At 39.4% G+C, this 19,395-nt stretch carries 21 protein-coding genes; 9 read left to right on the top strand and 12 right to left on the bottom strand.

The features are described from left to right. Positions 1-11: 11 nt before the first annotated feature. The 3 genes from AC1Z3T_RS06115 to AC1Z3T_RS06105 all read right to left on the bottom strand — a co-directional run bounded on the left by AC1Z3T_RS06115 (position 12) and on the right by AC1Z3T_RS06105 (position 1,686). Positions 12-527 carry a nuclear transport factor 2 family protein gene (locus AC1Z3T_RS06115; RefSeq protein WP_100886006.1) on the bottom strand — a complete coding sequence of 172 codons (516 nt, stop codon included), beginning with the start codon at positions 525-527 and terminating at the stop codon, positions 12-14. Between the two features lie 138 nt (positions 528-665). Beyond that, on the bottom strand, positions 666-1,169 hold the full coding sequence (locus AC1Z3T_RS06110; RefSeq protein WP_100886005.1) for a DUF4442 domain-containing protein: 504 nt from the start codon (positions 1,167-1,169) through the stop codon (positions 666-668). Between the two features lie 28 nt (positions 1,170-1,197). After that, complete coding sequence (locus AC1Z3T_RS06105) at positions 1,198-1,686, bottom strand: YajQ family cyclic di-GMP-binding protein (RefSeq protein WP_004826694.1); 489 nt, start codon at positions 1,684-1,686, stop codon at positions 1,198-1,200. 91 nt (positions 1,687-1,777) lie between these two features. On the opposite strand from AC1Z3T_RS06105, the gene AC1Z3T_RS06100 reads away from it, so the two are divergent. Beyond that, the gene (locus tag AC1Z3T_RS06100; protein ID WP_005035678.1) at positions 1,778-2,092 is read left to right on the top strand and encodes a rhodanese-like domain-containing protein; all 315 of its coding nucleotides are present in this window, start codon (positions 1,778-1,780) and stop codon (positions 2,090-2,092) included. A gap of 41 nt (positions 2,093-2,133) precedes the next feature. Here the strand turns inward: AC1Z3T_RS06100 and mnmC are convergent, their stop codons facing one another. The 4 genes from mnmC to AC1Z3T_RS06080 form a co-directional block, all read right to left on the bottom strand. Then, positions 2,134-4,044: a bifunctional tRNA (5-methylaminomethyl-2-thiouridine)(34)-methyltransferase MnmC2/FAD-dependent 5-carboxymethylaminomethyl-2-thiouridine(34) oxidoreductase MnmC1 gene (gene mnmC, locus AC1Z3T_RS06095; protein ID WP_100886004.1), complete on the bottom strand. Its 1,911-nt coding sequence runs from the start codon at positions 4,042-4,044 to the stop codon at positions 2,134-2,136. A 285-nt stretch (positions 4,045-4,329) separates the two neighbouring features. Beyond that, on the bottom strand, positions 4,330-4,854 hold the full coding sequence (locus AC1Z3T_RS06090; protein WP_004826701.1) for an SH3 domain-containing protein: 525 nt from the start codon (positions 4,852-4,854) through the stop codon (positions 4,330-4,332). A 4-nt stretch (positions 4,855-4,858) separates the two neighbouring features. Next, positions 4,859-5,161 (bottom strand): YciI family protein, encoded by a 303-nt coding sequence (locus AC1Z3T_RS06085; RefSeq protein WP_004826704.1) that lies wholly within the window; start codon positions 5,159-5,161, stop codon positions 4,859-4,861. 27 nt (positions 5,162-5,188) lie between these two features. Continuing rightward, positions 5,189-5,803 (bottom strand): inner membrane-spanning protein YciB, encoded by a 615-nt coding sequence (locus tag AC1Z3T_RS06080; RefSeq protein ID WP_004826707.1) that lies wholly within the window; start codon positions 5,801-5,803, stop codon positions 5,189-5,191. Between the two features lie 44 nt (positions 5,804-5,847). On the opposite strand from AC1Z3T_RS06080, the gene AC1Z3T_RS06075 reads away from it, so the two are divergent. Next, positions 5,848-6,699, top strand: a complete 852-nt coding sequence (locus AC1Z3T_RS06075) for a PHP domain-containing protein (protein ID WP_004826709.1) — start codon at positions 5,848-5,850, stop codon at positions 6,697-6,699. A gap of 312 nt (positions 6,700-7,011) precedes the next feature. On the opposite strand, the gene ybeY is transcribed toward AC1Z3T_RS06075, so the two are convergent. The 3 genes from ybeY to miaB are packed head-to-tail and all read right to left on the bottom strand — an operon-like array spanning position 7,012 to position 10,109. Beyond that, positions 7,012-7,497, bottom strand: a complete 486-nt coding sequence (gene ybeY / locus AC1Z3T_RS06070) for an rRNA maturation RNase YbeY (protein ID WP_004826711.1) — start codon at positions 7,495-7,497, stop codon at positions 7,012-7,014. Between the two features lie 9 nt (positions 7,498-7,506). After that, positions 7,507-8,616, bottom strand: coding sequence for a PhoH family protein (locus AC1Z3T_RS06065; protein WP_005035687.1), 1,110 nt, complete (start codon positions 8,614-8,616; stop codon positions 7,507-7,509). Between the two features lie 38 nt (positions 8,617-8,654). Continuing rightward, on the bottom strand, positions 8,655-10,109 hold the full coding sequence (gene miaB / locus AC1Z3T_RS06060; protein ID WP_004826717.1) for a tRNA (N6-isopentenyl adenosine(37)-C2)-methylthiotransferase MiaB: 1,455 nt from the start codon (positions 10,107-10,109) through the stop codon (positions 8,655-8,657). 286 nt (positions 10,110-10,395) lie between these two features. Here miaB and AC1Z3T_RS06055 point away from each other — a divergent pair, with 286 nt between their 5' ends. From AC1Z3T_RS06055 to AC1Z3T_RS06040, 4 genes are all read left to right on the top strand, one after another. After that, positions 10,396-12,369, top strand: coding sequence for a lytic transglycosylase domain-containing protein (locus tag AC1Z3T_RS06055; protein ID WP_005035688.1), 1,974 nt, complete (start codon positions 10,396-10,398; stop codon positions 12,367-12,369). A 37-nt stretch (positions 12,370-12,406) separates the two neighbouring features. After that, the gene (locus AC1Z3T_RS06050; protein WP_009586073.1) at positions 12,407-13,066 is read left to right on the top strand and encodes a ribonuclease T2 family protein; all 660 of its coding nucleotides are present in this window, start codon (positions 12,407-12,409) and stop codon (positions 13,064-13,066) included. A 258-nt stretch (positions 13,067-13,324) separates the two neighbouring features. Next, on the top strand, positions 13,325-14,311 hold the full coding sequence (locus AC1Z3T_RS06045) for a malate dehydrogenase (RefSeq protein WP_004826724.1): 987 nt from the start codon (positions 13,325-13,327) through the stop codon (positions 14,309-14,311). Positions 14,312-14,546: 235 nt separating this feature from the next. Continuing rightward, a complete protein-coding gene (locus AC1Z3T_RS06040; RefSeq protein WP_004826725.1) occupies positions 14,547-14,804 on the top strand; it encodes a DUF2789 family protein in 258 nt (85 codons plus the stop codon). Positions 14,805-14,909: 105 nt separating this feature from the next. On the opposite strand, the gene AC1Z3T_RS06035 is transcribed toward AC1Z3T_RS06040, so the two are convergent. Continuing rightward, positions 14,910-15,437: a hypothetical protein gene (locus AC1Z3T_RS06035; RefSeq protein ID WP_100886003.1), complete on the bottom strand. Its 528-nt coding sequence runs from the start codon at positions 15,435-15,437 to the stop codon at positions 14,910-14,912. Between the two features lie 188 nt (positions 15,438-15,625). After that, complete coding sequence (locus AC1Z3T_RS06030) at positions 15,626-16,228, bottom strand: 2OG-Fe(II) oxygenase (RefSeq protein ID WP_004826728.1); 603 nt, start codon at positions 16,226-16,228, stop codon at positions 15,626-15,628. A gap of 115 nt (positions 16,229-16,343) precedes the next feature. On the opposite strand from AC1Z3T_RS06030, the gene AC1Z3T_RS06025 reads away from it, so the two are divergent. From AC1Z3T_RS06025 to AC1Z3T_RS06015, 3 genes are all read left to right on the top strand, one after another. Beyond that, positions 16,344-17,201 carry a 23S rRNA (adenine(2030)-N(6))-methyltransferase RlmJ gene (locus AC1Z3T_RS06025; RefSeq protein WP_005035691.1) on the top strand — a complete coding sequence of 286 codons (858 nt, stop codon included), beginning with the start codon at positions 16,344-16,346 and terminating at the stop codon, positions 17,199-17,201. Between the two features lie 163 nt (positions 17,202-17,364). After that, a complete protein-coding gene (gene pssA / locus AC1Z3T_RS06020; protein WP_100886002.1) occupies positions 17,365-18,192 on the top strand; it encodes a CDP-diacylglycerol--serine O-phosphatidyltransferase in 828 nt (275 codons plus the stop codon). A 34-nt stretch (positions 18,193-18,226) separates the two neighbouring features. Continuing rightward, positions 18,227-19,312, top strand: coding sequence for a DUF6670 family protein (locus AC1Z3T_RS06015; RefSeq protein ID WP_100886001.1), 1,086 nt, complete (start codon positions 18,227-18,229; stop codon positions 19,310-19,312). Positions 19,313-19,395 lie beyond the last annotated feature (83 nt).

The raw sequence follows: 19,395 nt of genomic DNA, 5'->3' as shown, positions 1-19,395 counted from the left end.
GATTTGCTGTTTCAGAACATGGTGTTTTGATTGGCACTTGTCTCAGGAACGGGTTGCCGTACATCCCAGTGCTCAACAATCTTGCCATTTTCAACTCTAAAAATGTCGATGATTGCAACACCGCGATCTTGTGGATTCATTGTGGAATGAACATGCAGAAATACTAAGTCTCCTTCAGCAACAGCCCGCTTAATGACGCTTTTAGCTTCCGGATTGTCTTGAAAATATTGGGTAAAGTAATTTACAAATGGTGCTTTGCCGTCAGGGACACGTGGATTGTGTTGAATATACTGTTCACCAATATAGCGATCAGCATAAGTTTTGACTTGGTGTTTCTGAAATACACCCTCATAAAAATCAGTCACAAGCGCTTTGTTCTGTTGTGCAAGCTGGTTTACCGCCACGACTTTTGTGCTGTTGTTAGTGAGGTTAGAGTTGATTTGATTTTGGGCACATGCTGTTAAAAATAAAACAGGACTCAACATGAGCATCAATACAATTAATTTACGTGGGATATTGGATTTCATGATTATTCTCAATATTTCAAGATGATGTTTTAACATCATCTTGATGAATAAATATTGATGAATATAGTGACCAATCGTCATTCATTATGAGGACTTTAGTAATTTTTATACTTACTTAAAAGTAAGTTTTATTTACATTTATTTATTTTTTAGGCGATCTTTAGATACCCATGCCCAAACCATTTGGCATTCTACAGGTTCTTTGCCTGATTCATCCATAATCGTAACTGGAACTAGGGTTTCACCCTTTTCAGACGTTTGCATTTCTAAAATTTGTTCAGGGCTAAGGGTAGCTGTTGCTGTCATGTCACCCTTGGATGGGCGTTTGTAGTCAATATGCATACTTTTGATCAATACAATTGAGCTATCAGGAACATTCATTCCTGTCACAAAACCTGTGGCTGTTTCTGCAATTAATGCCATCGCAACAGCGTGTAATTGACCAATATGATTTTGCATAGCGCGATGGTTTTTAATCTCCACCACCACTTTTGAAGAGCTGACCTCGAGGTATTTAATATTGGCTGTACCCACCATAGGGACAACTCGACCAAAGGCTTTACTCCAGAGCGTACTACGAATGCCTTTAGGGAATTTACAAGTCGCTTTTACAAGTTTAGATAAACGATTGGTCTGAGTCATGTCTTAACCTATAGGGCTATTAAAGACTTTAGTCTTTGAAGTTGTTAAATTGTAAAGGTACACCGAACTGTTGTTCTTTTAAAAACGCCATAACTTGCTGTAATGTATCGCGCTTTTTATCCGTTACACGAATCTTGTCACCTTGGATAGAAGATTGCACTTTGACGCCGCTTTCTTTAATGGCTTTATTAATTTTTTTTGCGGTATCTGAGTCAAGTCCATCTTTGAGTTTGATCACTTGAATAACATTCTTACCTGAAGCCGTCATTTTTTGAGGATCAAGTGCTTGGATATCAACTTTACGTTTAAAGAAATGATTTTCAAGCATGCTATAAACCTGTTCACATTGGAAATCGCTTTCAGTTGAGATTTTAATCTCTTTGGCTTTTTCGTTGATCTCAATAGAAACATCCTGACCACGGAAGTCGAAGCGTGTAGCAATTTCTTTTTGGGTGTTTTGAACCGCATGATTGACTTCAAAAATCTCTAATTCTGAAACAATATCGAAAGATGGCATAGTTTAGACCTTTACAAATAGAAAGAATATCTGAGATGCTAGGGATGTTTTCTTCATTTGCCAAGTGTTGTTTACATCAAAGGAGTGCACAATGATCCGTAAATTAGAAATTACAACATTTGAGTTCCCAGAAGATGCCATTATCTGGGATGTTCGTGACGCAAAAGCCTTTGCTGAAGGTCATGTGAAAGGTGCTGTAAATCAGCCCATCGATAGCCTAAGTGCAGAGAGCTTGACTCAAGTGAATTCGGATCAGTCCATCTACATCTTATGTGGTGGTGGAAGTAAGGCACCTCGTGCTGCTGAAAAATTAGAAAGTTTAGATGGTTCTCGCGATTATGTCGTGCTTATGGGCGGTACTCGTGCTGCACGTGATGCAGGCTTACCATTAGAACAAGGTTCGTAAAAAAGCGCCGAAAGGCGCTTTTTTATTGCCAGTAGATGTGATTAACGATCAATATGATTTGGCTTGAAGTATGGTTTCTTTGGTTTTAGTTTTTTATTGAAACGTTTGACATCCAATTTTCTCAAAAGCGCTTCTGGCACAGGGCAAGCTTCATTTAAAATCATTGCAATCAAAACTTCACTACACAATGGTGCAAATAAAAAACCTTTAGAACCCAGTCCTGAAAAAGTATAAATTTCTTTGTCTTTCTCAACTTTTCCGAGCAATGGGAAATAATCCAAACTCTGCGCACGTACGGATGCACGACCATGCCATTCTGCAACAGGTGCGAGCCTTTCTGCATATTGTGGAAATACACTGTGGATAAGATCATAGTTATGCACATGGTCTTCCGCTAATGCTTCAGTATCATCTCGATTAGGATAAAAAGAAGCGCCTAAGATCAACTGTTGATCATCAAGTTGCATGCAATAACCGCCGTAGCTATAAGCATGTTTGGGATTGAGTTTGTGTTGACTGTTGTTGAGCCAACTCACTTGCCCACGGATGGGTTTAAGTATGGGAAAGTTTTCAAAAAAATGTTGGCTGTCTTTGGCACAGCAAACAATCACATGATCAAAGTTGCCCAAATGACTATGCTGATGATCGAATAAGGTCAGTCGCTGAACATTTGTTTGAGTAATATTTTCGATTTTGGCATGTTTTAATTGAATCAACGGATGTTCAAGAATTTGATCTTTGAGTTGTTGCGGATAGACTGAACCTGCTTGAGTCAACTGCAAACTTTTGTATTGAGTGTGCAGATCGAGTTGTTCCGCTGTTTGTGCTTTAAGTAAATCTTGAGGATATTCACTCGCTAAGTGAAGCAATTCATCCGGATTTTTTTGTGCCAGTTGCTGAACGGCAATCGGACGAAAGGCACTAAAATTTTGATAATGATTAAGCGCATATTGCCAAGCTAAGGTCATTAAATGTTCTGAACTCTGCTCAATCGGGCTGAGTTTTGGATTGAGCAATGCCAAGGGATTACCAGATGCACCTGATAATGGGGCAGATTGCTCGTAAATCGTAACTTGATGTCCACGTTGAGCTAAACCCCATGCACAACTTAAACCCGCAACTCCTGCGCCAATAATCGCAATTTGACGTTGACCAAAATGATCTGTTGAGTTGCGATGATTGTGTAGTTGTAGTTCTTGGCTTTGTTCTGCAATGGGTTCAGGCGCATTCCAAATCGCTTTTAACATCTCGCGTTTATGTCCAAAACCACGTGGACGTGAAATGGTGATACCGTGTTGTGTTAAACCGCGCTTAAGCACGCCTGCTACACTGAATGAGGCAAATGTTGTTCCTATGTCAGAAAGTCTGATGAGATTGTTTAAAACATTGGCTTCCCACATGTCAGGATTGCATGAAGGCGCAAAACCATCTAAAAACCATGCATTGACGGGATGGGTTTTTGCAATAACGGGAAAGACATCATGTGCATCACCTAACCAAAGATCAATTGAAAATCGGGCTTCAGGAAAGTTTAAACGATGGCATCCTGCAATTGGTAAGGGGTACTGTTCAATCAGTTGTTGTGAAAAACCTTTTAGCTCAGACCAGACTGCTAAAGCACGGATTAAATCTTGCTTAGACAGTGGGAACTTTTCGACGCTGATGACGTGCAAGTGACTATGATTATCAGGACGAACCTGTTGCCAAAGTTGCCATAAGGCGAGAATATTGAGCCCTGTACCAAAACCTGTCTCACCTACACAAAAATACTCAAAATCACGCAAAGCCCCCAGTCTGGTTTCAAGGTCATTGCCATTCAAAAAAACATGCCGTGTTTCTAGTAGTCCATTGTCTTTTGAAAAATAGACATCACCAAATTGTTTTGAAATTGGAACTTCAATTCCATCAACACATTGCCAGTCTAAGTCGGCAGTTTGAATGGCATTTGACAACGTGAATTACCTTTTAATGATTGAGATGTGGAGAACGCTTGAAATTATTCATATTCAAAACGATAGAGCATTATGATGCCAACAGATCACGGAGATTTACAACACTTGATTTGACGCTAGACACTATTTACAACTTTTTCCAGTAGGTAAATCGCATTTAAATGTAGTCTAGCTGTTCTAAAACATATTTCAATAAGAATGCCCTGCAGGCATAAAAATGTCGAAAACAACTTTTATACGTGGAGGGCATTAGAGTATCTGGATGAATGCGGTCTTGATCGTGGTTTACCACTGACGACGGCGTTTGGTATAGATATAGCTTGCGATTAAAAAGCCAAGTAATACACCCACAGCAATAGTAGCTGCACCATATAAAAACATTTGTGCGCTTTGTTCACTTTGTAGGACTTGAACCTGCACCCCAAGATTATCATTTTTCAATTGTAATTCTTGGTTCTGCGCCAAGGCTTCTAAATTGGCTTTTTCAAGCTGTTGCAACCGAGTTGCTTGGTCTTTAACTAAAGCCTTGACTTTGGCATCTTGAGACGCTTTTTCCTTGACAATTTGTTCAGCAGTCAAAGGTTTATTTTCTTGTGCCTGTGCCTGAGTTTGAACTGTCGCATTTGCACCAGCAACTGCAGGAATGATATTGGGTTTTGGTGGCGCGACAGTTGGGTTCGCCTGAGCGGAAGGCGCTGCTGTCGTTGTTTGAGCTGTGAGTGCCTGTGTTGGCTCTGCCCATAACATAGGAGATAGAAGTATCGTAGAACTTAAAGTCAGACGAAGTAAGCTTTGAACGACAACGCGCATTTTGTTATCCCTTAGGTAATGCTTTATTGAATGGCTTAACATCGATATGACGATAAATTCCTTCTTTAAGGAAAGGTTCGTCTTTCAGCCATTCATCTAATGCCTCACGACTTTCAAAATCAAGAATCATCGTACTGCCATAAAAACCGGCTTGGGGATTTTCACGATCAACGGGCATTGCTCCAGCCACAATAACACGACCTTCAGCATCTAATTTTTCTAGTCGAGCCAAATGCTGTGGACGTACAGCAAGACGTTTTTCTACTGTACCTTCTTGATCAGTACAGGTAATTACAAATAATGGCATGATATTTCTCGATTTTTCTAAAACACTTTATTCGTCGCCTGACTTGAAGTGTTTTCGTAATATAACAAACTGGATAATGATAAAGGAAAACATCACAATCATGTCACCAAATGCTGTAAATTCTCCCCAATATTTGCCGCCTGCAAATAAAAAAGCAAAGAAAACATGTAAACCTGACATCACAATGAACATCGCTGCCCAAGCAAAGTTTAAATTTTTCCAACCTTTTTCAGTCAGGTCTAAAACCGGACCAAATAGTCGTTGAATGAGTGGTTTTTTATCTTTACCAAAATAAGGAGAAAGCAAGAAAGCGCCTGCAAAAACTAAATTCAGAATTGCAGCTTTTAAGCGAATATAGAAGTCATCACTTAACATTAAAGTGATTCCACCAAAAATCACAGTCATAAATAAAACAAACCATTGTTGTTTATCCAGACGGAATTTTTGTGAAATGAATAAAGCACCATAGACAACAAGCATTGAAATAATCAAACCTGTTGTTGCAACAAGAATGTTATTGTTATTTACACCACCTGCTGAGCCGATCAACTGTAGTAAGGGATGATCAACATCTTTGGGATCAACCGTTTTGTATAAATAAAAGAAAATTATGAGGGGCACAAAGTCTAAAAGTGCTTTCATGTTAAAGTATCTAGTCTGTTCAGGTTGATGGGATAGTATAAAAGATGCAAGGCATAGATTTACATACTCACAGTAATATTTCTGATGGAACTTTAACACCAGCATTACTGGTTGAAGCTGCCATCGAGAAAGGCATACATACGCTTGCCTTGACGGACCACGATAGCATGGATGGCTTAATACAAGCTGAACAATTTGCAAAAAATCAACCAATTCAAATCATTTCAGGTGTAGAAATCTCGAGTCAGTGGTCTAGACCCGCCACAAAAAAGAGTTATGGCGTACATATCGTTGCACTCAATATGCAAAATCCTGAACCTTTACAACGGCTTTTAACCGCACAGAAAAAAATTCGTGCCGAACGAGCAAAGGAAATTTGTGAGCTGTTGATTCCTTTGATTCACCAAGATATTTATGCCGATGTTGTGGCAAAGGTAGATGGTGAGCCTGATCGAATTACACGAACGCATATTGCGAAAACATTGGTTGAAAAGGGCATTGTACAGCGCGCACAGCAAGCATTTGATAAATACATCAAAGAGGGCAAAAAAGCTTATGTGAAGTTTGATGGTTTAGGCTTGGCAGAAACCATACAGGTGATTCATGAAAGTCAGGGCTTTGCGGTATTGGCACATCCTACACGCTATGATTTATCAGCAACCAATATTCGATATTTGATTGAATTATTTGCTCAACACGGGGGCGATGCTATTGAGTTACCTCCTGCGATTGAAACCGCTTCAACACGCCAAATGGTTGATCGAATGATTGCTGAACATGCATTAAAGGTTTCAGTAGGCAGTGATTTTCATGGAGATAATATGCCCTGGATTAAACTGGGCAATATTCCACACGTGAAAGAAGGTCAAATTGGAATTTGGGAAAGTTTTCGATAATATTTTTTGAAGTCTTAAAAGTGCAGTCTAAAATATTTTGTGTCGCTGGTGCTTAGGATTTACTGATGCTGTGTGAGCGCTACAATTCATATCTTTTGAGTCTTCTATGCATTGGAAGCCATCCACATGTCATATGTAAGTACGACCATCTATGATGAAAAATACCAAACTATATGCTTAGGTTGAATTATATTTGGCGATTCTAAGGTATCGCTATGCGTGCGAGTGGTGCGTAGTAATGATGTGCATAGGTACTGTATTGATGAAATAAAAAATCCTTCTTTTTAGAAGGATTTCAGTTTGATTGGAAGATCAATCTTCCTTTACGGAATAGGGATTTTCGAAACCAAGTTTGTTTAATATTTCGATTTCTAATGCTTCCATTTCTTCGGCATCTTGATCTGAAGTTTCATGATCATACCCCATCAAGTGCAGTGTTCCATGAACCAACATATGGGTAAAATGTTCAATCGGCGTTTTTTGCTGTTCAATGGCTTCTTGCAACACCACTGGGATACAAATGACTAAATCACCTAAAGGTAACGCATCCAACAGCGGTAGCACTTCTTCAGGGATATCACTTGGAAAAGACAACACATTGGTGGGTTTGTCTTTTTTTCGATATTCAGCGTTTAACTGATGGCTTTCGTCATTATCTACACAAGCGATTCCAATTTCACAATCTTGATCAACTTCGATATGACGTAAAGTGGTTTCAATGACTTTCTTTAAATAGGCACGTTTGAGCACCAGAGTTGGTGCTTCAAACGATTGTTGTAACGATAAGCTAAGTTTCAAAAACAATCCTTAAACATTTTCCTGATTTGAAGCAACTGCGTCTTGGTGTTGAGCATCTGCCGCAGAATCATTTTCAGCAATTAAGGCTTCCTGACGTGCTTTACGTTCAGCACGTGCTTCAGCACTTAAACGATATTGTTCACTGTCCCATCCTTCATAAGCTTCGACGATTTTCTGTACCAGCTGATGACGAACCACATCCCGAGAATGGAAACGTGTGATATGAATTTCCTTGATTTTTTCGATGATTCGTAAGGCATGTGCCAGACCAGACTGTTGTCCTCGTGGTAAATCGACCTGTGTAATATCACCTGTGATGACTGCACGAGAACCAAAACCTAGTCGCGTTAAGAACATTTTCATCTGTTCTGGCGTGGTGTTCTGAGCTTCATCTAAAATCACGAATGAGTGGTTTAATGTTCGACCACGCATATAGGCAAGTGGTGCGACTTCAATGACTTGGCGTTCGATAAGTTTTGCAACTTTTTCAAAGCCAAGCATCTCATAGAGTGCATCATAGAGTGGACGTAAATACGGGTCGATCTTTTGACTCAAGTCACCGGGTAAAAAGCCCAATTTTTCGCCAGCTTCAACAGCAGGGCGAACCAAAAGAATACGTTGAATTTCGTTGCGTTCGAGCATGTCGACAGCGGCAGCAACGGCAAGATAGGTTTTCCCTGTACCCGCAGGACCGATCCCGAAAGAAATATCACTCTGTAAAATGCGTTGTACATAACGCTTTTGATTGGCACCACGAGGATTAATTCGACCTTTGCGGGTTTGCAACCAGACTTCATCTAAGCCTGTGTGCTCATTGTCCGAAAGGTCTTCTTGTAACTCGCGGTCAGTTTGACTGCCTTGAATCATTAAATGGATCGTATCAGCACTGATTTCTTGAGAGAGTTCAGCTTCAGCATGCAAACGTTGCAATAAGCCTTCAACTCGCTCCACTGCTTCTAATTCACCATCAATATAAAAGCTGTCGCCACGGTGTGAAATACTGACATTTAAACGTTGTTCGATTTGTTTCAGATGACCGTTATAAGCACCAAGCATGCTTTTTAAACGTTCAACTGAAATACCTGGAAAAGCTACTGTACGTCGAATCGCTGCAGTCAAGAGATATCCTTTTTAAAAGTAAAGTCTATACCCTTACATTACGCCACGTCAGGCTCAAGATTCAAGAGTTCTCCGTAAACTAAATTTAAGGTCTTAATCTCCGTAATCTCAATCTCTGCAAAGCGTCCGACCCAAGAGGCATCACCTACAAATGTTACTAAACGTGTATTGTCGGCTGTACCCACCAATAAATTTGGATCTTTGTTCGAAACATTCTCAACCAAAACGCGTTGAATAGTACCCAACATAGCATCTGTTTTACGGATACTGGATTGCTTAATCCAATGCTGAACTTTGGCTAAACGTTCCTTTTTCACTTCATCAGGTGTGTCATCTGGTAATTCAGATGCAGGTGTGCCTGGACGCTTTGAATATACAAAACTATAAGAATGGTCAAAGTCTAAATCTTGGATAAACTGGTAAGTCTCTTCAAAATGCGCATCTGTTTCCCCCGGAAAACCGATGATGAAATCTGAAGATAAATGCATATCTGGGCGAACTTTGCGCAATTTGGCAATTTTTTCGATATAAACATCAATGGTGTGATTACGTTTCATCGCTTGTAAAACATCATTTGAGCCACTTTGCACAGGTAAGTGCAAATGTGAAACCATTTGTGGTAAGTCGCGATAGCATTGGATCAAATCGTCATTAAATTCGAGTGGATGTGAGGTGGTATAACGTAAGCGACCAATACCTGGAATTTCTGCAACAAGACGCAATAAATCTGCGAATGTGCAAATTTCGCCTTCAAAGGTCTCACCACGATAACCATTCACATTTTGACCCAGTAGGCTAATTTCACGCACACCTTTTTCAGCCAAACCTGCAATTTCTGCCAAGACATCATCCAGAGGACGAGATACTTCTTCACCACGTGTGTAGGGAACTACGCAAAATGAACAATATTTCGAACAGCCTTCCATGATAGAAACGAATGCTTTGTAGCCTTCTACGCGCGGTTCAGGCAAAAAGTCGAACTTTTCAATGTCAGGGAATGAGATATCCACCAGCTTAATTTTATCTTTTTTAGGTTTTTCAATTTGATCAACATGTTGATCTAACATTTGCGGTAAACGATGCAAAGTTTGTGGACCAAAAACCATATCAACATAAGGCGCACGCTTTTGGATGTTGTCACCTTCTTGTGAAGCAACACAACCGCCGACACCAATAACAAGATCAGGATTTTTTTCTTTAAGTTTGCGCCAGCGTCCTAATTCCGAAAATACTTTTTCTTGGGCTTTTTCACGGATTGAACAGGTATTCATCAGTAGAATATCTGCATCACTTGGATCGCTTGTGAGCACATAACCGTGTGAGTCGCCTAAAAGATCTGCCATACGATGACTGTCATACTCATTCATCTGACACCCTTGCGTTTCGATATACAGTTTTTTAACCGTACCGTCGGCTGGGGTGTGCTGTGGCTGGGTTACAGTGTTTTCTGAGGCAGCTTTGGCACCATTTGGAATGAAGGTTTGAACCGTCATGGAGGGGTCTATCCTATGAATAAAGGGAATTTTAAATTCGCATTGAGTTTGTCATTTTAACAGACTCGCAAAAGGCGCGCTATTTTACAGCATTTAAATGGAATTCAGGGAAATATTTAAACATCACTGCTAGCTTAAGAACAGTAGGGAACACAAATGAAAAAAATCAAGAAAAACAGAATAGATTATTAATGATGAATCATGAGGTTACATAACACAACAGTAGAAATGGATTAGAATAATTAAACTAGGCACAAATAAGTGCATCAGCAAGTTAAGGCACATCATGCAGGTTGAGAGAAAAACGGTGTTAAAGCAGCAACTTAAGCAAAATAAATTAAAACTTTACCTTTTAGGCACAGTTGCATGCACAAGCCTGCAAGTGACTTATGCTGCTGAAGAGCAGTTTAATGATGCTTTGCGTAATGCGAATAATTCGAGTGCTTTAGAACAGTACCGTGTTTCAATGCAAAATGATGCTTTAGGCTACTATCCTGAATATTGGATGTTGAATGCTAATCTTGCTTTTCAACCTGCTGGCAACATTATTAGCTTTGCGCAACGTTACCCACAATCGGCAATGGCTGAAAAGTTAGCGGCAGACTATGTGGAAGAAAAAGTCAAACAAGCAGATTTTTCAAGTGCCCAACCTGTATTGCAATATGTCACCAATCCAGACCAAGCAGAACGCTGTGCAGTTGCACAAGTTCGTGCCAAAACAGGCGATGCCTTGGTTTTTGCTGAATTCAAAGATGTTTGGCTGACGACCAACACTCAGCCTGAATCTTGTAATGGTTTGGGGCGGATGATGTTGTCTAGTCCACTGATGACGACACAAGATCGTCAACAACGTCTTTATGCACAATTAAGAGCAGGACAATCTGGTTTGGCTATAGCGACAGCACAATCAATTGGTATTAATTTATCTTTGACCCAGTTAAACCAAATTCAAGCGAATCCACTCAATTACTTATGGTCAGCACCGAAAACGAATGTGCAAGATTATGCCTATTTAGTGTATGCCTTAGGTCGTGCAGCGGATACAGATTTAACCAGTGCTTTGCAGTCTGTACCTAAGTTGGTTCAGGGTGTGCCAGAAGATGTGCAAAAATATATTTATCGTACTGTGGGCTATATAGGTGGCACAACAGTCATGAAAAATAATTTTAATCGCGAAGTGCTGCAAAACTTTGATGCCAGTTATGGTGTGCCTTTTAGCGCTGAAGAAGCTGAGGTGTATGCACGCCAAGCAATACGATTTGGTGCGTGGGAAAGTGTGATTCGTGCAATTGACAGTATGAGCGTCACGCAAAAACAAGAAGATCGTTGGCAATATTGGTTAGCACGTGCGTCTGAACAACGTAGTGATGCGCAATCGAAAAGAACAGCACGTGAGATTTATCAGCGTTTGGCTATGTCAGGCGATGATTATCATAATTTGCTTGCCAAAGATCATTTGGGGCAAAAATATAATGATAGCCCAGCAAGAGAGCAACCCTCGACAGACGATCAACAACGTTTAAATAGTGATATTCATTTTCGTCGTGCGTTTACTTTACGTAATATCAATGCCCCAGCAACCTATACCAATAGAGAATGGAATTGGGCTGTACGTCAGGCATACTTGAAGCATGATGATGGATTACTGCTTGCTGCTGCAAAACGTGCCACTGATATGGGCTGGTATGATCGGGCAATTTATGCGGCAGAACGTACAGAGAAAAAACATAACTATACCTATCGTTATGCGACACCACATCAATCTTTAGTCGTTAGCCATAGTCGAAATGCTGGGATTGACCCTGCTTGGGCATATGGTTTAATGCGCCAAGAAAGTCGTTTTGTCACCGCTGCTCGTTCACATGTGGGTGCGGGCGGTTTGATGCAAATCATGCCAGGCACGGCAAAATTGGTGGCAAGACAGATGGGTGAAACATATAATCCTGCTGCACTCAGTGATGCCAATACCAATATTCGTTATGGTACTTTCTATTTGTCAATGATTCATGGGCAATTAAGCAGTAATCCAGTTTTGGCAACAGCAGGTTATAACGCTGGACCAAACCGTGCTAAACGTTGGCAACCTGATTATCAAAATCTTTCAGCAGATCAGTATACAGAGTCAATTCCTTTGAATGAGACTCGTGACTATGTAAAAAATGTGATGACCAATGCTGCGCATTATGGAATTTTATTAGGACAAGGACCTCAAGCCATTGAAAGTCGTATGCCTGTGATTCCAACTCGTGTATCACAATAATCGCTTTAAATTTGGATGAAACTTTGTTGGTAAATCAATGATTTTCAATATTTTGCGTAAATTAAAGAAGTTTTGCACGGCATTGACTGTATGCTGTGCGGGATTTTTTTTGGTCAATGTGCCGTTACATGCAGCACCGCAATTACAAGGTTATGTGATGCAGGTGCAATTGACGCCAGCGGTTTGTGCCTTGGATTCATCTAAACAAAAACAACGCAAATGTTTAGAAGGATATTCATTAACGATTTCAGGTTTATTGCCCGAAACAACTGAGAGAAATTGCACCACCAATTCATCTGCAAGCTTAACGCCTTTGCAGGCAAAGGTCGTAGCTCGAGTGATGCCAGAGGAAAATGCCCGCATTCAACTTTGGCGGAGTGTGGGGGGATGTGTCCCGATGAATGCCAGTCAGTATTTTAGAACAGTTATCAATTTGGCTGATCGACTTAAAATTCCAGCAGATTTGACCAGTTCAGAAAATAAAAATGTTCAGCACAATGCTTTAAAAACACAATTTGTAAGATTAAACCCAGGAATGAACAACGATAGTATTCGCTTCACTTGTCAAAGTTCATCATCAAATCCAGTATTAACTGAAGTTCAAGTGTGTTATCGGGTCAATGGGCAGTATAAACAATGCTCGAATCATATTGTTTCAAATTGTCCAAATACATTCTCAATCAAGGGTACATATTAGCCGCTGTTGGTATTTTAGATTTTGTGTCTGGTCATCCCTAAAAAGCATATATATTCACAAACAAAGCTGAATTGTCGTTAGAACCCATTCTTTTTGAGCTATTTTATTTATATTTCCTATCATACTTTTGTTGAAATTCATTCTCTTTTACATGCAAGTGTTAAAGGATTGGAGTACAATCTTTGCCGTTTATGATAATTCGATTAAAACGGATTTAACCGTTTAATCACATTAACGATCCTCATTGGAGATAATTACATGAAGCAACCTGTTCGCGTTGCCGTTACTGGCGCAGCTGGTCAAATCGGTTACAGCTTATTATTCCGTATCGCTAGCGGTGAAATGCTTGGTAAAGACCAACCCGTTATTTTGCAATTGTTAGAAGTTCCATTTGAGAAAGCTCAAGCTGCGCTTAAAGGCGTAATGATGGAATTAGATGACTGTGCTTTCCCATTATTGGCTGGCATGATCGGTACTGATGATCCAAAAGTTGCATTTAAAGATGCTGACTACGCGTTATTGGTTGGTTCACGTCCACGCGGTCCTGGTATGGAACGTGCTGACTTGTTGAAAGTGAACGGTGAAATCTTCATTGGTCAAGGTCAAGCGCTTAACGAAGTAGCAAGCCGTGATGTAAAAGTACTTGTTGTAGGTAACCCTGCAAATACAAATGCTTATATCGCAATGAAATCTGCTCCAGACCTTCCAGCGAAAAACTTTACTGCAATGTTACGTCTTGACCACAACCGTGCGTTAACTCAAATTGCTCAAAAAGCTGGTGTTGCTGTAGCTGACATCAAAAACCTTACAGTTTGGGGCAACCACTCTCCAACAATGTATGCTGACTACCGTTTTGCAACTGCAAATGGCGAAAACCTAAAAGACAAAATCAACGATGCTGATTGGAACGCAAACGTATTCCTTCCAACTGTTGGTAAACGTGGTGCTGCGATCATTGAAGCACGTGGTCTTTCTTCTGCTGCTTCTGCTGCAAATGCTGCAATCGACCATATGCGTGATTGGGCACTCGGCACAAATGGCGAATGGGTAACGATGGGTATTCCTTCAGACGGTTCTTATGGTATTCCTGAAGGCGTAATCTACGGTGTTCCAGTGACTTGTGAAAATGGCGAATACAAACGTGTTGAAGGCTTAGAAATTGACGCATTCAGCCGTGAACGTATGGATAAAACACTTCAAGAACTTGAAGAAGAGCGTGCTGCAATTGCAGATATGCTTAAATAATTAAAAAATTTAATCTATTTAAGCTTAGTTTTGAAAAAGCACTCTACATAGAGTGCTTTTTTATTGGTGAAATTAAACACAATACAATGAAACACTGTCTGTTGAAGCAAGCTTTGTTTGAATTTTAATCACAAATTGAAACAAGAAAACCAAAAATACAACTATCTTTTGTATGACCTTTCTTATAAGTTAATTGTATATCTAATGACAAATAAACTTATATAAGGAGGGCGATATGCTCAGGACGAACAAACCATCCTTAGAGTTACTGTTTTCCCAACTGGGTTTAGCCAATAGTTCAGCAGCGATTGAACTTTATGTACGAACCCACCAGCTACCCGCAAATGTGTCTCTACATGAAGCACCATTTTGGAATAGATCTCAGCGTGATTTATTAATCAGTCATTTGGTGCAAGATGATGATTGGGCAATTTGGATTGACGAGTTAAACCAACAACTCCATTTAGATGCTTATAAATTACAAACAGCTTAACGCTTTCACTTTTCCCAAGCGCAACAAAAAAGATGGCTACACTTGCCATCTTTTTCTTTTTTTATGGGTTGCCAGTTCATGTCATAGTGACTTTACACCAAATGCTTAGTGTAATTTACTTTGGATCATTTGGCTGAACCAAGGTTCACTTCGAACAGGTTGAAAAGCATGATGTTGTCGAAGTAGCGTTAAATCAAAATCTGCAGTTTTGATATATTTATTTAACCAATGACGAGTCAAAGCAAAATCATGCTTGCTTACAGAAGCATAAGCCAACATAAAGTAAATATCCGCATGCTCATGTTGAGTCATCGGTTTCAAGATTTGCTGTGTGATCAGGGCATAACGCGATTCTTTAGTCAGTTCAAAGTAAATCATATAGGCTTTGGCTAAATGCAAAGAAAGCTGTATATACAATGACATCTGCATTTCTTCGTATTCCAGACGCGCAGTTTCAAGTAATACAATCGCTTCTTGTAAAAAGTGTATCTGTTCCTGTTTTGAATGACTTTGCGTGACTAACTGTAAACGTAGATCACCACGTTCAAGTGCAAGTTCAGGTGTATTGCCTGACAAATACAATTGATCAGTTTCACCAATACGCGAGATGATTTGTTTTGTATTATCAAACATATGCTGAATCCTCTTAATTTCTACACTCTATTATGAGGTTTATTTCAATAATTTAAAGCCGATTACTTCGAGATGGAGCGTTGCATATTTAAATACTCAAGACCAAAATGGTCAAAGCTATTCAATAATCCTAAAAGTTTTTATAACTACAAGAATTTGCAATATGGCTGATCTTTTCGTTAAAGCACTTATAGGATAGGGGTATCGCTTCTGAGCCATGCTGTAATTGAAAGCCGTTGATGTTTAGCTTCAAGAACTTCATGCAATAAGTCGCTTTGGAATAAGGCGATTCGATTGGGTTTGGGTTCTAAAGTATGCCATACATTATTTTTGTCTTGTAGATGCAATTTACCTCCCCAGTTATCCTGCCATTCATTATGTAAATAATACACTGTAGAAATCATACGACCATTTTTGCCTTGAGGATTATCTCGATGCAAGGCATAAAACTCGCCTGCGTTATAGCAAGCAAAATGAGCTTCGACTTCTTTGATTCCCAAGTAAAATGTTGCATTGAAAATTTGAACGAGCTGTTGCAGCGCTTGGATATGCTGTTGAGCAATTTCTAAATCTTCATTGATCCATAAAATATGATCACTGCGAATTTTGCTGATTACACCATTTTGAATTGCCGCATCACGGAAACGGTTTAAATTTTGGGTGCACTCTTGCATCAATTGTTGTGCATAGTCAGCCGGGTAGGCATGGTCAATAACAGTAAATCCATGTTGATCTAAATCATCAAGAATTTGATCAACATTCCATGACTTTGGGAGGGAAAGTGCTTCCATAAATAACCAAAAATTAGTGTTTGAAGTGCTGTTGCTATATTAGAACAAACGATGGACAGTGAAGAAATATTTTTTCGTGTTAAAATAACCATTGAACTCAGGAATTAATCGAAACATGAATTACCGTCACCATTTCCATGCAGGCAACTTTGCCGATGTCATGAAACATGTGTTATTGCTCCAACTATTGACACGTCTCAATGCTAAAGACAAACCCTATCGTTATATAGATACACATGGTGGTGCGGGCAAATACGATTTATCTACATCTGAAGCGCAAAAATCAGGTGAATTCTTAACGGGCATTCACCGTCTCGTTAAGCTTGATGATTCAATTAAACGCAATGCACCAGAAGGGGTAAAACAATACCTCAAAGTGGTTGAAGATATGCGTGCAGGTTCTGGAAAAGGTGCTTATCCAGGCTCACCTTGGTTTGCACTTGAAGCAATGCGAGATATAGACAAGGCAACAATCTTTGAAATGCAGCGTGATGTGTTTCAGCAATTGTATTTTAATATCCGCGACAAACGTGCAGGCTTGCATGAACGTGATGCATACGAAGGGCTTTTAGGGGTAATTCCACCAAAAGAAAAACGTGGTTTGGTGATGATTGATCCACCTTATGAGTTAGAACGTAAAGACTTTCCGCAATTGGTTGAATTAATCGCTGCTGCATATAAAAAATGGTCTACAGGTGTATTTGCAATTTGGTATCCGATCAAAGACCGTGCCATGATTGAACGTTTTGAAAAGAAAATGATTAAAACAGGGATTCGCCGTCAGTTGATTTGTGAAGTTTGTGTATGGCCCGACGATACGCCAGTTGGATTAAATGGTTGTGGTTTGTTGGTCATCAATCCACCATGGAAATTTTCTGAAGATGCGGATGAAGCATTGCAATGGTTATTCCCACATTTGCGCATGAGTGAAAATGGTGGGCATGCTGCTGTGCGTTGGTTGGTGGGCGAATAATTCATTTCTGGCAATAGTTAGAAAGGTGAATAATGATGCGAATTACAAATTATGACCAAATAATTTGAGTAATTCGTATCAATTTCACTTAGAAATGAATGTGATAAAATCTTAGGTCAGATATCAACAGCTCCAAAATAAGAGCCATAGATAGGATTCGAAAATGACAAATATAAATAAACCAGAAAGCCCAAACTCTTCAAACCAAGACCTTGGATTTGATGGCATTACTTTTGAGGTTGAAGAGGAAGAGCATACGCATGAAGGGCAAAAAGTAAAACGTCGCGGGATCTATTTGTGGCCTAACCTGATTACAACTTCAGCGTTGTTATCAGGCTTTTATTCCATTATTGCCAGTATGAATGGTGATTTTACTCAAGCGATTTATGCCATTTTCCTTGCAGCATTATTTGATGGTTTAGATGGTCGAGTGGCACGCGCAATTGGTGCACAGAGTGCTTTTGGTGAGCAATTCGATTCACTTTCAGACTTGCTGGCGTTTGGGGTTGCACCTGCTATCTTAATGTATAGCTGGAGTATGCATGATTTAGGTAGAATTGGTTTAGCTGCCTGTTTTGTTTATACAGCTTGTGCTGCATTCCGTTTAGCACGTTTTAACGTACAAATTGGTGTGGTCGATAAACGTTATTTTATCGGTGTTGCGAGTCCTTTGGCTGCAATCATTATTATCGCATGGGTTTGGGTTGGACAAGATTTCAGTTATATTTTTAATCTTAAAGATGGTGCTATTCAGGCAATCAATGCGTTTGTCATTATTGCCGTTGGTTTGTTGATGATTTCCAATATTAAATACTATTCATTTAAAACAGTGGATCGTAAGAGAGTACCATTCTTTGTATTGCCAATCGCTGTATTTATCCTTGCAGCAATGACTTATAATATTCCTGTAGGCATATTGGTGATTTCAATTATCTATGCTATTTCTGGTTTTGTAACAACATTCTTGGCAAGAAAGAATACGGTTGAATAAGATATAAAATAAAACCTATGGTAAGGAGCTTGATATGCGGTTGTTTCAAGATTTCTTAGATCAGTCTAAACAACTGAATCAAGCTCAAACGCCCACTGAACTTTGCTATCACCCTCCCAAAGATAAATACAAAATTGCGCATCAAAAGTTGGTTTTGGCTAACTTACCGGCTCCATTACATTATCTCAATTTCTATAGTTTGATCGGGCAACCGAATAACGCTGTTTTCTGCAATCAAAATGAAATCTCGACCACTGCTTTAGATACTGCCACTGTATTGGGCAGTACAAGTGCCCATATGGTGGGACAACTCAATGGCTATTCGATTCAGCATGATTGTCAGTTTCAGGTTGATGATCAATCCAAAGTAAAATTTGAGTTTGGTCAAAAAGAACAGGTTTTTGGAAAAATTCCAAATTTTGTAATGCGAAGGTGGGATAGCGAATTAAGTTTTGATTTAAAGATCAGGACTTTGCCTTTGGTTTCGCATTTTATTCATTTGAAATTTGGTTTTGCTGAGAATTGGTCTTTGGTTGCGCACTGTGAAGGTTGTATCCAATACAAAGATCAAAAATATGATATTCAACAATACGCGGCTTTTGAATATATGCGTATGGTGAATTTTCCATATCTTCCTTATGCGCTCTACACTTATCAACTCATTCAATTGAATGATGAGTTACAAATCATTTGTGTTTATAGTTGTGACCAAATGAATAATACCTTGCATTCTCGTATCTATATGCGAAATATCCAAACACTTGAAGCCAAAATGTTTGATCGACAAGTTGTATTTAATATTCAGCGTGTTTTCCCTAAAGTCAAAACGGTTAACCAACAAGAAATGTATTTGCCCAGAGAGTTTGAGTGGCAATACCAAGATGAAAAAATTTCTATCAGTATCCAAGCTCAAAGTCGGGGTGATTATAAATTTGGTTTAGCGGCAGGTTATGTCGGTAGTTTTAGTTATCAACTGCAAATCAATCAACAAAGCTACCAAGGCGAAAGTGGTTATTGTGAATATATTGATTGTCGCCCTTTAAAGTGGCAAGAAATCGATAAAGAAAATAAATTATCCAGTAAATCGAGCCAACCTGCGCTCATAATGCTTAAAAAATAGATAAAAAAGCAAAAAAAAGGGTGAATTTGAGGAAAAAACATCCATCCGAACAGAAAGATTAAAAAAGGGGGTTGTGTTAGGTT

This window comes from Acinetobacter sp. B-6, from assembly GCF_056930735.1.
This window is presented reverse-complemented; position numbering and strand designations above follow the sequence as displayed.

Coding starts and splice junctions, on each gene's coding strand:
- AC1Z3T_RS06115 (WP_100886006.1), bottom strand. CDS start 527: ATGAAATCCAATATCCCACGTAAATTAATTGTATTGATGCTCATGTTG.
- AC1Z3T_RS06110 (WP_100886005.1), bottom strand. CDS start 1,169: ATGACTCAGACCAATCGTTTATCTAAACTTGTAAAAGCGACTTGTAAA.
- AC1Z3T_RS06105 (WP_004826694.1), bottom strand. CDS start 1,686: ATGCCATCTTTCGATATTGTTTCAGAATTAGAGATTTTTGAAGTCAAT.
- AC1Z3T_RS06100 (WP_005035678.1), top strand. CDS start 1,778: ATGATCCGTAAATTAGAAATTACAACATTTGAGTTCCCAGAAGATGCC.
- AC1Z3T_RS06090 (WP_004826701.1), bottom strand. CDS start 4,854: ATGCGCGTTGTCGTTCAAAGCTTACTTCGTCTGACTTTAAGTTCTACG.
- AC1Z3T_RS06085 (WP_004826704.1), bottom strand. CDS start 5,161: ATGCCATTATTTGTAATTACCTGTACTGATCAAGAAGGTACAGTAGAA.
- AC1Z3T_RS06080 (WP_004826707.1), bottom strand. CDS start 5,803: ATGAAAGCACTTTTAGACTTTGTGCCCCTCATAATTTTCTTTTATTTA.
- AC1Z3T_RS06075 (WP_004826709.1), top strand. CDS start 5,848: ATGCAAGGCATAGATTTACATACTCACAGTAATATTTCTGATGGAACT.
- miaB (WP_004826717.1), bottom strand. CDS start 10,109: ATGACGGTTCAAACCTTCATTCCAAATGGTGCCAAAGCTGCCTCAGAA.
- AC1Z3T_RS06055 (WP_005035688.1), top strand. CDS start 10,396: ATGCAGGTTGAGAGAAAAACGGTGTTAAAGCAGCAACTTAAGCAAAAT.
- AC1Z3T_RS06050 (WP_009586073.1), top strand. CDS start 12,407: ATGATTTTCAATATTTTGCGTAAATTAAAGAAGTTTTGCACGGCATTG.
- AC1Z3T_RS06045 (WP_004826724.1), top strand. CDS start 13,325: ATGAAGCAACCTGTTCGCGTTGCCGTTACTGGCGCAGCTGGTCAAATC.
- AC1Z3T_RS06040 (WP_004826725.1), top strand. CDS start 14,547: ATGCTCAGGACGAACAAACCATCCTTAGAGTTACTGTTTTCCCAACTG.
- AC1Z3T_RS06035 (WP_100886003.1), bottom strand. CDS start 15,437: ATGTTTGATAATACAAAACAAATCATCTCGCGTATTGGTGAAACTGAT.
- AC1Z3T_RS06030 (WP_004826728.1), bottom strand. CDS start 16,228: ATGGAAGCACTTTCCCTCCCAAAGTCATGGAATGTTGATCAAATTCTT.
- AC1Z3T_RS06025 (WP_005035691.1), top strand. CDS start 16,344: ATGAATTACCGTCACCATTTCCATGCAGGCAACTTTGCCGATGTCATG.
- pssA (WP_100886002.1), top strand. CDS start 17,365: ATGACAAATATAAATAAACCAGAAAGCCCAAACTCTTCAAACCAAGAC.
- AC1Z3T_RS06015 (WP_100886001.1), top strand. CDS start 18,227: ATGCGGTTGTTTCAAGATTTCTTAGATCAGTCTAAACAACTGAATCAA.